Below are 12950 nucleotides of genomic sequence, written 5' to 3'. Positions count from 1 at the left end.
TCTGCACTTTTATTTTGCACTACACATATGAAGACTGAAAGCCAAATCAGGACAAAAGAAGCATTAAATATTTTATTTCTTTTTGTTCCTTTATCAGTTGAGGGAAGCGTATCAATTAATATTACGAGTGTAACGAAATAAAGGATCAAACAAAAAATTTTAAAAACCACTGAGGGAGAAAGCTTTTCTATTAACAATATAAATAATTCATTCGCATGGGAAGCATGCAGATTTTGTGTAATGGCAACAATATTCATCGTTGCAAAGGCTAGTATAAAAGCACAAAAGATAAACACTGCAATGAGCAATTTACCGATTCCTTTTTTAACATTTGGGTTGGTATAATTGACAATTGCCTCTCCTTGAAGCAACAACTTTGAAAAGAAAATAAAAAAAGCGCCTAACAATAAAAGCCATAGGTGTTTTGAATCGTGATTCAAAACATGAGGCTGATAGTACAAAAGATTGTGATATAAAGACTCAAGCCCTTTTTGCAAATAGATATAAGTAGGAAGGATGATAGCTAGCCCACTAATTAAGACAAATCTTGTATCTTTTATACTTAAATGCAGTTTTTCCCCTTTTGGCAAGTAGATAGCACAAACCAATAAAATGATAGAAGTAGGGATAACCGAGATGTAAATATTCATTTGAAATAGGGTGTGAAAAATTAATCCACATACAAAAAGATGGAGAACATAAATTTCCAGGAATCTTATTGCCAATATAACTTGCCCTAAGATAGGGCTTTTCTTTATCCCGAGCGAGTATAAAGCTATGAACTTTTGTAATGCAAAGGAAGCCACAAAGGCCAATATAAAGGCACAAACTATAATTAAACTGGAAAATACACCAAAACGAATAACGACTTCCCCAATGATAAATATCATACTGATTGATAACCAGCTTGATATTAAATAAGTAATATTTAAAGGCTTTAATGGTTTCATCATGGGCTTAAACTACTTTCTTGTTCCGATATTCTTTTGGTGTGCAGCTAACAATTTTTTTAAAAGCATTACTGAAATAATGCTGGCTATTAAAACCGCATTCCTCTGCTACACGGAGAATCGTCCAATTTTTATTTTGAATCAGCAGCTTCTTTGCATTTTCAATACGGTAGTGCAGCAAATAATCAGAGAAGTTTACACCGACCTCTTCCCTGAAGAGCCGGCTTAAGTAGCTGATATTAATATGAAGATTTTCCGCAATAGAAGCCAACTTTAAAGGCTCCTTATAATGTTTCTTAACTAGTTTAATGACCTCACTTATAACCTCTGAGTAACGATCATGTTCTGGATGGGCTTGTAAAAAATTTTGCAAAGCACCAATCAATTCTTTTTCAATCACCGGTTTGACAAGGTAATCCAATACCTTTAAGTGTATCGACTTTTTTGCATAGTCAAAGTTTTGAAAAGCCGATATAATGATGATCTCCATATTTGGCATTAACGCCTTTAGTTTTGTTGCAACCTCCAATCCATTCATACCCGGAAGTTTAATATCCATGAGTGCCAGCTGAAAAGAACCTCTGCCAAGCATCTCCTCTGCTAATCCAATCGCTTCTGACGCATACAAAGCTTTATAAATGTTCCATGTAGGATAGTGCAAGTGAACCATAAACTCTAACTGCTCCAATTCTATTGGCTCATCATCCAGAATAAGAATGTTCATTGTATTTTCCACCTCCAAGTTCGACCCTTTCAAAAACCTTAGGAAATGACACAATTACTCGTCCGCCTCGTTTTTCCTGTTGACCGTTTAGCGAAAAATCCATATCCGCCTCCTCTCCAAACAAAAGGTGCAGTCGTTTAGAAACGTTATTTAAACCAATTCCTATTCCACTTTCCTCCTCTAATGGGTTAAAGGCAAAACCGGGTCCATTATCTTCAACAATGATTGATACCCGGTGCTTGGTTGATTGTATGATTATACGAACTATTCCCGGGCCTTCAAGATTCTCTATTCCATGTTTAAATGCATTTTCAACTAGTGTTTGTATCAGGTATGGGACAATCAATATTTCCTCAATTCCATCTTCCACATCCCACTCTACACGAAGCCGTCCCCCAAAACGAAGCTGTTGTATAGCCAAAAAATGATTTGTATACTCAATTTCCTCTTTTAAGGTATAGAGTGTTTTTTCTTGATCATATTTCGATCGTAAATATAAAACCATATGTTCAAACGTTTCTTCCAAACGGTCATATTTTTTTAGACGTATTAAACCGAACATGGAATTTAAGGCATTAAATAAAAAATGAGGCTGGATCTGTTGATTAAGCCTGACGTACTTTGTCGTTTCCAATTCTTTTTCCAATAAAACCTTTGAATTTTCTACCTCTAACAAATATATTTGTTTCTCGAATGCATTAAAAATAATTAAAATTAGGACTCCAATCACCGGGCACAAAATACTTATTAAGATAAATAGGAAAAAGTTCTCGTATGAAACCATGCATCTCACCGCTGTTAATAGAATTTGAATTATCATACTAAAAATCCAGGCTTTTGGCTAGACCATTCGAAAAAGGAAAAACAGCCCCACTTCATGGGCTGTTCTTCCTTTTAACTATGATTGGTTTAACTTGTCATCTTCTCAGCTTCATCCACACCAAGATCTGTAATATCCCTCTTGAAGACCTTGGACATGATGAACATATAGATGACCCCGATAACAACCCATACGATACCTCCGATGAACGCATCGGCATGCAAGTGCGCCCATAAAACACCAGTAAAAGCTGCACCCAGCGTAGGCATGACGATGTATGAGATTATTTGTTTTGGAGTCTGGTACTGTTTCTTCTTAAAAACAAAGTATGCTATAACAGATAAGTTAACAAATGTGAACGCTATCAAAGCACCGAAGTTAATCACAGCTGAAACCAGCTCAAGGCTTGGTCCCATGGCGAGCAAGCTGACGAGACCTACGAATATGACGTTGAAAAGTGGCGTTCTAAATTTCGGATGCACGTATCCAAACAGCTTCTTCGGCAAGACGCCATTTCTTCCCATAACGTACAGCAATCTGGAAACGCTGGAATGTGATGCCAGACCGGAAGCGGTGGTTGCCGCAAAGGCACCTGCCAAGAAAATCAATTGGAATACGACACCGCCAACATACAGGGCGATTTCCGGAAGTGTATCATCTACAACATTGAAAACGGAAACGTCCGGGAACAATGTTTGGGCGAAGTACGCACCCACAAAGAAGATACCGCCGCCAATAAGAACTGTGAAGGCGATTGCTTTAGGCATCATGTTGATATCCTTCGCTTCTTCTGTATACATCGTGATCGCATCAAACCCGATAAACGAGAAACAGACGACTGTCGCACCGGTTAACACGGCGGTTATATGCATATTCGCCTGGAACAACGGCTGGATGGTTAACAGGGTTCCTGTACCCATTCCTTTATAAAGCTGGATCGCTCCAAGTACCACGAAAGCTGCCATCAAAGCTATAGTAAATACGACTAGAATAATGTTCACACCTGACGTCGACTTCATACTGATCGCATTGATGGCTGTTACAAAAGCGACATAGATGAGCACCCATATCCATGCGGAAGCGTCAGGAAACAGAGATTCCATATATAGTCTAATAATGACTGCGTTTACAAGCGGGAGAAGCAAATAGTCCAGCAATGAAGCCCAGCCGACCAAAAATCCCAGCCGGGGTCCCATCGTCTCCCTTGTATATGTGTAAGCAGATCCGGCACTTGGAAAAACCTTTACCATTTTTCCATAACTGATTGCCGTAAAAAGCATAACGATTAAACCTACGATATATGCCAAGGGGACAAGCCCGCCTGTTTGCTTGGAAACGATTCCAAAAGTGTCAAATACAACCGTGGGTGTCATGTAACCCAGACCTAAAGCAACGATTGCCCATAATCCAAGGGATCTTTTCAATGATGTGTTTGTCCCCATGTAACAGCCTCCTCTATTTCCGTTTGCATTTAGCTTATTTTACTCATTTCAAAAGTACTATGTTGAGAAAAGGGGATAATTTTCGGATTAACCCGTGTCAATCCGAAAATATCTATCTATCATTATTTGTTAAACGGTTACATCGGCTTGTAATCCGGATTTTTCCACTCCATTAAAGTTGCATATTTCAATGATTCTGCATCTGTCAGCAAATAGTTTGGCATAATCGCCCTAAATTCAAATCCATTCTTCAATTGAAACGTCATGACTGGATCATAGATTTCTCCATTTACGACTTTCTGTGCATATTGCTCTGGAGTCAATTCATTTGCATGTTTATGATAGTTTGGAATACGGCCTCCAAAAAGGATGCTTTCCAGGTTAAATTCTTGTGCAATGGCTCTTCTCGCTTGGTATAAACGTTTCCCGATCTTCAGGCCCCTGTAATCCGGGTGTACAACCACTTCTGTTCCATAAAGGTTTTTCCCTTTCGGATTATGGTTCTTTATATATCCGTTGTCTGAAATTTCGTCAAAGTCGTGATTTACTCCATAATCCTCAAAGTTGACGATGACACTTGAACACGAACCTACGATATTTCCATCCTCATGCTCTATAACCACCTGGCCTTCAGGAAAAATTTCAATCTGACTGGCCAAATGTTCAGGCTTAAATGGGATTGCAGGATCTCCAAAGCCGATGGCTGCCATCTCATTTACTTTATAGATGTCATCTAAGGTCATTAATCTTGCTCCTGCTGCTTCTATAGCTTTAAGAAACTGCGTTCTCATAGACAGCCCCTCCTTTTTTTAATGGGATTGTGCGTAAAAAGATTTACGCACAATCCGTAATCTTTACTTTTCGTAAATAGAAACAAATTTCTCTTCCAAATACTCTTCCAGGCCGAACTTTCCGCCCTCTTTGCCCATTCCGCTCTCTTTGATTCCGCCGAATGGAGCCTGAATGACGATTGGAGCCGGATCGTTGATTCCAATGATTCCAAACTCTAGTTCTCTCATCATTCTCATGCCGCGGCCGAGATTTTTTGTATAGCAGTACGCAGCAAGGCCGTACAGTGTATTATTTGCTTTTTCAACGACTTCCTCTTCACTTTCAAAAGTGAACACAGGTGCAATCGGGCCAAATGTTTCTTCGGTAGCGATCACCATGTCTTCCGTCGCATTCAAGATGACAGTAGGCTCAAAGAAGTAGCCATCACCTTTTTCATAGTTATACACTTTACCGCCAGATACGACTTCGGCGTTGTGTTTCACCGCGTCCGCCACTTGGTTTTTCATTGTCTCCAGCGCTTTTTCGTTGATTAGGGGACCGACGTCCGTCCCTTCTTCCAGGCCGTCACCGATTTTCAATTCTGCCGTACGTTTTGCAAGCTTTTCCGCAAATTCTTTGGCAATGCTTTTATGTGCATACACACGGTTCGTGCTGATGCATGTCTGGCCGGAATTTTTGAATTTGGAAAGCATGACACCTTCAACTGCAAGGTCGATATCCGCATCTTCAAAAACGATGTAAGGAGCATGTCCGCCCAATTCCATCGATACTTTTTTCATTGTATCCGCTGAATCGCGAACGAGCTTTTTACCGATGAAAGTAGATCCAGTGAATGTAAGCTTGCGTACATCCGTGCTTGAAGTCAATTCTCTTCCAATTTCCTCAGCAGGACCGATGACAAGGTTTACAACTCCCTTGGGAAGCCCGGCTTCATGGAAACACTCGAATACTTTAATTGCAGATAGCGGTGTTTGCAATGCAGGCTTAAGAACAATTGTACAGCCCGCTGCAAGCGCAGGTGCGATTTTCCTTGTGATCATGGAAAGCGGGAAGTTCCATGGTGTGATGGCACCGCAGACCCCAACCGGCTGTTTGATCACCATCAGGCTTTTGTCTTGATGGGAAGCAGGAAGCACTTCACCATAGATTCTTTTTGCTTCTTCCGCATACCAATCAAGATAGCTGATTGCGCTGTATACTTCTCTTTTCGCATCCGGAAGCGGTTTCCCATTTTCCAACGTGATGATCTGTGCAAGCTCGTCCACTCTTTCTTTCATCAGCTTGACCGCTTTGAAAAGATAGGTGCTTCTTTCATTGCCTGTAGATTTTTTCCAAGTCTTAAAAGCTTCTTTAGCAGCTGCAATGGCCGCTTTCGTTTCTTCTGCCCCGCAAACCGAGATTGTATCAATGACTTTCAGCGTCGCAGGGTTTATGACTTGCTCTTTTCGGTCCGATTCATGCCATTCTCCATTAATGTAGTACATGGTAGATCTCCCTTCATTCCGATTTTCGATCGCTTATTAGTAAAATATTGCCCTTCATAATTCTTGCAATAATCATGCCAGCATGGCATCGCCATGTCCATCCGTTAATACGCCTTAATGAAAAGTTAAAGCCCTTTCATTCTAACAATATTTTATTCTTTTCGCAATACCATTATGCAAAAATGAATAAGACTTCGCATTTAAGGCTGTTTAATAAAGTTTAGCGGATTCCAACATCTTCCCTTTCCCGCCTTTTATTGACAATTTTTTGGTATTTCCTGCTGACGGAGGATTGGCTGATCCCAAGCGCCGCTGCCGCTCTTGTCGTCGTTTTATATAAATTCATCGCTTGCGTTATAAGCTGTTCTTCCACAGCTTCAAAAGCTTCCTGCAAAGGCATGATGTTCGTAATGATCGGCTTTACCTTTGTCATCGGCTCATTCAATTTCAAAACTTGCCCAACGACGCTTGCATCGATCATTTCGTCGTCAGCCGTCACAATCAAGCGTTCGACAATATTCTGCAGCTCCCGGATATTTCCCGGCCAGGTGTATGCTTCCAATAGATTAAGAGCATCAGGTGTCAAATGGTAACTGCTGTCGTGCTGCTCATTAAATTGCTTCAAGAAATGAAAAGCAATCAGCGGAATATCCTCATGCCTTTCCCTTAATGGCGGAACATGAATGGGAATAACATTCAATCGGTAGAATAAATCTTCGCGGAACGATCCTTCCGCCACCATCTCCCTTAAATTCGTGTTTGTTGCCGCTATGATTTGCACATCAACCGGGAAAGTTTGAGTGCTTCCGATAGGTGCCACCTCCCTTTCCTGAAGAACGCGAAGAAGCTTCACCTGGAGCCTGAGAGGCAGTTCTCCAATCTCATCAAGGAACAATACCCCCTGATCAGCCTGTTTGAAGTAACCGTCTTTACCGCCGGGATCCGCACCAGTGAAGGCGCCTTTCACATAGCCAAAAAGTTCGCTTTCAAGGAGCGCTTCGGGAATGGCCCCGCAATTCACTTTTAAAAACGGCCGGTCCTTTCGCCCTCCCAATTGATGAATGGCATGGGCAATCACTTCTTTCCCCACACCGGATTCCCCTTGAATCAGTACAGTGGAAGAAAATTTGGCCACCTTATGAACCTGCCCCATAATATCTTCCATCTTCTGGCTGCGATAAATCAGCTTCCGGCTTAATTGTTCCTGCATTTTCATCTCATCAAGCTCCTGCTTATACTGTGCGGAAATCTTCTTCATTTCGCGGAGCTCGTCACGAAGACGGGTCGCTTCAGTAATATCGCGCGAAGCTACAATGATCCTTTCAATATCTCCATTTTCATCAAAAACCGGATTGCCGACAGCCAGAACCTTTTTGCCTTCAGGCGTTTCCTGCACCACAGAAACTTTTTTCTTTTTCTCTATGACAAGACGAGTCACCGAAGGCATGAACCGCCCCTTCTTTTCAAGTTCTATAATATTTTTCCCGACCAGTTCTTTCAGGTCTACGCCCCAAAACTCCGGAATGGCATTTTCACTATAGCGGAGCAATTCCCCTTTCGGATTCACTACAAGGATTTCATCATAAATGCTGGACAGGATGGCATTCAGATCCTTGTTCAAGTTTTTGACTGATTCAAGTTCCATGGCCATCTGTTCGACCATCGGAAGATCCTGAACAATGATAATGATCCCTTCCACATTCTTTTCGTCATTGACAATCGGGCTGTAATCAACAAGAATCCCTGATTCGTTTGTGACCTGTATCTGGTTTAAAACCGTCTCACCCGTCTGAAAAACATGCCTCAAATGACCGGCATCAAATATAGTTTCAGCAGGATAATTCAAAACTTCCCCCGCTTTGAACCGTGTCATTTCCAAGGCTGATTCGTTGCAGTCTACAATCACCCCGTGATTGTCAATTATGAATATCCCCATCGGAATGGACATGAGAAGAACTTTCAATATATTGGCATCTTCATTTTCCTGCCTGAAAAGCTCGACGATCAAATCCTCGCGAAGCACGTACCCCGTGATTGAACCGCTTTCATTTTTAATTAAAGACAATTCCTTTCCAAGCACCTGGAAGATTGAAGAAAAAGACAGGTTTTCGGATAATGTACTCAACTCTGTAACCGGGAGGGCATACCGCCTGATTTGTTCGAGCTCCAGCTCCCCGCCTTCTCGTTCACTCATAGGAAGATCTTTTAAATAAATATAGGAAGTGACCTTTCCGCCTTCCTCCAAAAAAATAAACCGGTTCTTTTTGTCAGACAAAAGGGCACGCCATTCTTGCTGAGGCTGATCAACAGAAAGCTTGACGATTGATTGAATAATATCTTTTGATATTAAAAACACGACATCCTCCCCTTTGCGCTTTTGTCATTTTCTGTCGGTTCTCTTCACTCATTATAGCAGAAAAATTTCATTCAGTTATGTATTTTTTCATTTTTTATTCACAAATGAATTACCAAGGTATTTGTTGCATAATTTTTACCATTTAAACAAACTCAAAAAATCAACTCAACCATTCGTTACATTATTCCCTTCCGAATAATTTATGCAAAAAATCATAAGTTTCTCCCTTCTTTGTAAGGCTTTTCCTTTAATTACACCGGTTATGAAACTTTTGGCACATAACTTGCATCAATATTAATTAAGTTTCGTCGACGCGAAATTTTCAGACTAAACTGACTGCAACTAAGACTAAAGGAGTGGTATTATTTTGAGTGAGCTCATGGTGAAATTAAACAATGTGGTGAAAAGCTTCGATGACAACGTTGTGGTAAAAAATATTAACATGGATATAAAGACTGGGGAGTTTCTCACCCTTTTGGGACCTTCAGGGTGCGGAAAAACTACAACTCTTCGCATGATTGCAGGATTTGAACAGCCGACTGACGGAGAAGTCATTATAGACGGAAAAGATGTCAGCAATATTCCCCCGCATAAGAGGGATGTTAACACGGTTTTCCAAAGTTACGCCCTGTTCCCTCATATGAATGTTTCTGATAATGTCGCTTTTGGTCTTAAAATGAAGAAAGTAAACAAGGATGACATTAAACGCCGTGTTTTGGAAGCGCTTAAACTGGTCCAGCTTGAAAGCTTTGCCGAGCGCAAGCCCGATCAGCTCAGCGGAGGGCAAAAACAGCGTGTCGCTATCGCCCGCGCCCTGGTCAACAGCCCAAAAGTTTTGCTTCTCGACGAGCCGCTGGGAGCGTTGGACTTAAAACTCCGTAAGCAGATGCAGGTTGAATTGAAACATTTGCAGCAGAAGCTGGGCATCACCTTCATTTATGTAACACACGATCAAGAGGAAGCCCTCACCATGTCTGACCGCATTGCTGTCATGAATGGCGGAATTATCGAACAGCTTGGAACGCCGGATGAAATATACGAACGTCCCGCGTCACGCTTCGTTGCAGATTTTATTGGTGAGACAAACTTGTTTGAAGGCAAGGTTATCGAGCTGGACGAACATCATGCTTATTTCGACCTTTCCGGACACAAAGTACCAATCATTCCTGCAAACCCGGTATCATTGGATGAAAAGGTTTCAATGGCCATCCGTCCGGAGAGAGTGCACCTGCACAACGAAATGAATGGAGCCGGCTTCGCCATTCCAGGGAAAGTCGTCGAACATATTTATGTAGGGTCCGTCATCAAAACGGTCGTTTCCCTTCCCGGCGGATATCAAGTCACTGTCAACGACACCCCGGAAGTTGCCCATTCATTCACTGTCGATCAAGATGTGTATGTAAACTGGGAACCTGACAAGGCGGTGATCATTGCATGATGGATACAAACGTTGCGCCAGCAGATAAAACGCCTGTCGTTTCTAAGAAAAGGAGACGTCAGAGCGGCAGATTGTTCGGAATGGCATGGACACTCTCACCTGTTACATTTTGGCTTGTACTGTTTTTTATATTCCCGCTTCTTTTCATTTTGCTGATCAGTTTTGCCACAAGGGGTTTGTATGGCGGAGTGGAGTACAGTTTTACGATAGAAAACTATACCCGTTTTTTTGACCCCCTTTATTTGAAGATCTTATGGGATTCACTTGTCATAGCCGGTTTTACAACGATCTTATGCCTTATCTTTGGGTACCCTTTCGCTTATATCATCGCAAGGTCGCCAAAGAAATACCGGGCATTTTTGCTCATGCTCGTCATGGTCCCTTTCTGGACAAATTCACTTGTCAGAACGTATGCATGGATTGTCCTTTTGCGTACAGAAGGGGTTATTAATATAGTCCTAATGAAAATAGGCCTTATTTCCGAGCCTCTTGCCATGCTGTACAACCACGGGGCTGTGATGGTCGGATTGACGTACACGCTATTTCCGTTCATGGTATTGCCGCTGTATGCTTCAATCGAACAATTGGATAAGTCACTGCTGGAGGCTTCCAGCGATTTAGGGGCGAAACCTTGGCAAACGTTTACAAGGATCACTTTGCCGCTCACAATGCCAGGAGTTGTTGCCGGCGCGCTGCTTACATTCATCCCCACCCTCGGGTTGTTCTTCATCCCGGATTTAATGGGAGGTTCCAAATCACTTTTGATTGGAAACTTGATTAAAAATCAGTTCCTGACAGCTAGAGATTGGCCGTTCGGCTCAGCAGCATCCATGATATTGATGGTGCTGACATTAATCTTTATCCTCATCTATTTAAGGATCGGCGGCAATAAAAAAGGACTCGAGGTGTTGTAGATGAATCTTCGATTGAAAAGCTTGCCATCGATTCTGTATGCATTATTCATTTACGGATTTTTGTATGTCCCGATTATCATCTTGATCGTATTTTCTTTTAACAAGTCAAGACTGAATGCCGTGTGGACCGGCTTTACATTCGAATGGTATGGAAAGCTGATGCAAAACAGCGACATCCTGGCAGCAGCCAAAAACAGTTTGACAGTCGCTTTCGTCTCGACCATTGTTGCCACAATGATCGGAACGATTGCCGCCGTCGGAATGTACCGCTTCCACTTCCGCGGCAAAACCGCGCTTGATGGGATGCTGTATCTTCCCATCGTCATTCCGGAAATCGTCATGGGGATTTCTTTGCTGGCCTTTTTCGCGCTTGTTAACGTTCCTCTTGGAATTACGACATTGGTTATTGCCCATATTACTTTTTGTATTCCGTTTGTCGTCGTTATTGTCAGGGCGAGGCTGGAAGGCTTTGATCCATCAATGGAAGAAGCTGCAAGGGACCTTGGCGCCAATGAATGGCACACATTCACAAAGGTGACGCTGCCTATCATCGGCCCGGGTATCATGGCTGGAGCGCTTTTGTCTTTCACCCTGTCGATTGATGACGTGATCATCAGCTTCTTTGTCGCCGGCCCAAGCAGTACAACTTTGCCTTTGAAAATTTTCTCGATGGTGAAGTTCGGCGTATCGCCTGAGATCAATGCACTTTCCACATTGATGCTTGTGATTACTCTATCAATTGCAGTATTTGCCCAACTCAGACTAAACAAATAAATAAAAAAGCCGATTCAATATAATATAGCCGGTACTTTAGAACTACCGGCTATTAAGGCAAAAAGAATTTCCAAAAATAAAAAGGGGGTAAATATTTTGAAATTTATAAGAAAAACCGGCAAATATGCCTTCCTTTTCGTTATGGCATTGATTGTCGGGACTGTCGCAGCTGGATGCGGAAAAAGCAGTACATCAGGAGAGGAGGACGGATCAAAGGACGGCGGGGATGGAAAAGCTTCGGGCGAACTGAATTTATTTATCTGGTCTGAGTACATGCCTGATAAGATACTCAAACAGTTTGAAGAAGAAACCGGAATAAAAGTCAATTACAATGTTTATTCATCCAACGAAGAAATGCTGGCCAAAATCAGTGCCGGAGCAGCAGGTTATGATCTTTCGGTGGCAAGTGATTACATGGTTGAAATAATGAAGAAACAAAACCTGCTTGAAGAGGTGGATAAGGAAAACATCACACGGCTTGATAATCTGGACCCTGAATTTTTGAATCCAGACTATGATCCGGGCAATGAATATTCCATCCCTTATATGTGGGGAAATGTAGTGATTGCCATCAATGAAGATAAAGTTGATAAAGAGGTCACCAGCTTTGAAGATTTATGGGATCTCGAGTTTAAAAACTCCCTTGTTGTGCTCGACGACCAAAGAATTCTGATCGGTATCGGCAATAAGCTTCAAGGTGAGTCGATGAATTCAACTGATACCAAAGTCATTCAAAAATCGAAAGACCTGTTAATGGATTTATTGCCAAACATCAAGGCATATGATAGTGACAGCCCGAAAACGATGCTGGTTAACGGCGAAGCCAAAGCCGGAATAGTCTGGGGCGCAGAGGCCTATTTGGCAGAAAAAGAAAACCCATCCATTAAAACAGTACTGCCTGATGAAGGAACAAATATTTGGATCGACAACTTTGTCATACCTACTGGTGCGCCAAACAAAAAGAATGCTGAGGCCTTCATTGACTTTATTTTAAAACCCGAGGTCAGTGCGGAAATTATCGAAGACTTCCCGTACGCCAATCCAAACCTGGCGGCGCATGAACTGATTGACGATGATATCATGACACATCCTGCCGTCTATTCCAACGAAGAATTCTTGGAAAAGAGCGAAGTTTTCAAAGACATCGAGGACGCCATCCTGGAATATGACCGCGTTTGGTCTGAAATCAAGCAATAAGAAAAGCGCAAGGCGCCTGGAGCTGGACAATAAGAAAAATCGGTGAAGCGATCCAATTA

General features: G+C 42.0%; 11 protein-coding genes. 4 read left to right on the top strand and 7 right to left on the bottom strand.

From position 1 onward, the window contains the following. The 7 genes from D4N35_RS14715 to D4N35_RS14685 all read right to left on the bottom strand — a co-directional run. Positions 1-953, bottom strand: a 953-nt coding sequence (locus D4N35_RS14715; protein ID WP_164876393.1) for a hypothetical protein, incomplete at its 3' end; no start/stop codon positions are given. A gap of 4 nt (positions 954-957) precedes the next feature. After that, on the bottom strand, positions 958-1674 hold the full coding sequence (locus D4N35_RS14710) for a response regulator transcription factor (protein ID WP_120075029.1): 717 nt from the start codon (positions 1672-1674) through the stop codon (positions 958-960). Continuing rightward, positions 1652-2350: a sensor histidine kinase gene (locus tag D4N35_RS14705; RefSeq protein WP_235870401.1), complete on the bottom strand. Its 699-nt coding sequence runs from the start codon at positions 2348-2350 to the stop codon at positions 1652-1654. Before D4N35_RS14705 ends, D4N35_RS14710 begins: the two co-directional genes overlap by 23 nt. Positions 2351-2583: 233 nt before the next feature. After that, positions 2584-3936, bottom strand: a complete 1353-nt coding sequence (locus D4N35_RS14700) for an APC family permease (RefSeq protein ID WP_120075025.1) — start codon at positions 3934-3936, stop codon at positions 2584-2586. Positions 3937-4073: 137 nt separating this feature from the next. Next, on the bottom strand, positions 4074-4727 hold the full coding sequence (locus D4N35_RS14695; protein ID WP_120075023.1) for a GNAT family N-acetyltransferase: 654 nt from the start codon (positions 4725-4727) through the stop codon (positions 4074-4076). Between the two features lie 63 nt (positions 4728-4790). Continuing rightward, positions 4791-6212 carry an NAD-dependent succinate-semialdehyde dehydrogenase gene (locus D4N35_RS14690; RefSeq protein WP_120075021.1) on the bottom strand — a complete coding sequence of 474 codons (1422 nt, stop codon included), beginning with the start codon at positions 6210-6212 and terminating at the stop codon, positions 4791-4793. 220 nt (positions 6213-6432) lie between these two features. After that, positions 6433-8568, bottom strand: coding sequence for a sigma 54-interacting transcriptional regulator (locus D4N35_RS14685; RefSeq protein WP_120075019.1), 2136 nt, complete (start codon positions 8566-8568; stop codon positions 6433-6435). A gap of 367 nt (positions 8569-8935) precedes the next feature. Here D4N35_RS14685 and potA point away from each other — a divergent pair, with 367 nt between their 5' ends. From potA to D4N35_RS14665, 4 genes are all read left to right on the top strand, one after another. After that, positions 8936-10006: a spermidine/putrescine ABC transporter ATP-binding protein PotA gene (gene potA, locus D4N35_RS14680; protein ID WP_120075017.1), complete on the top strand. Its 1071-nt coding sequence runs from the start codon at positions 8936-8938 to the stop codon at positions 10004-10006. Positions 10007-10086: 80 nt separating this feature from the next. Next, entirely contained in the window at positions 10087-10920 is an 834-nt protein-coding gene (locus D4N35_RS14675) for an ABC transporter permease (protein ID WP_164876395.1), read from the top strand. Continuing rightward, positions 10921-11694, top strand: coding sequence for a spermidine/putrescine ABC transporter permease PotC (gene potC, locus D4N35_RS14670; protein ID WP_120075012.1), 774 nt, complete (start codon positions 10921-10923; stop codon positions 11692-11694). 96 nt (positions 11695-11790) lie between these two features. After that, positions 11791-12891, top strand: coding sequence for an ABC transporter substrate-binding protein (locus D4N35_RS14665; RefSeq protein WP_120075010.1), 1101 nt, complete (start codon positions 11791-11793; stop codon positions 12889-12891). Positions 12892-12950 lie beyond the last annotated feature (59 nt).

Origin of the sequence: Siminovitchia fortis (assembly GCF_003605365.2) — a bacterium.
GTDB classification, from domain to species: Bacteria; Bacillota; Bacilli; order Bacillales; family Bacillaceae_C; genus Siminovitchia; species Siminovitchia fortis.
This window is presented reverse-complemented; position numbering and strand designations above follow the sequence as displayed.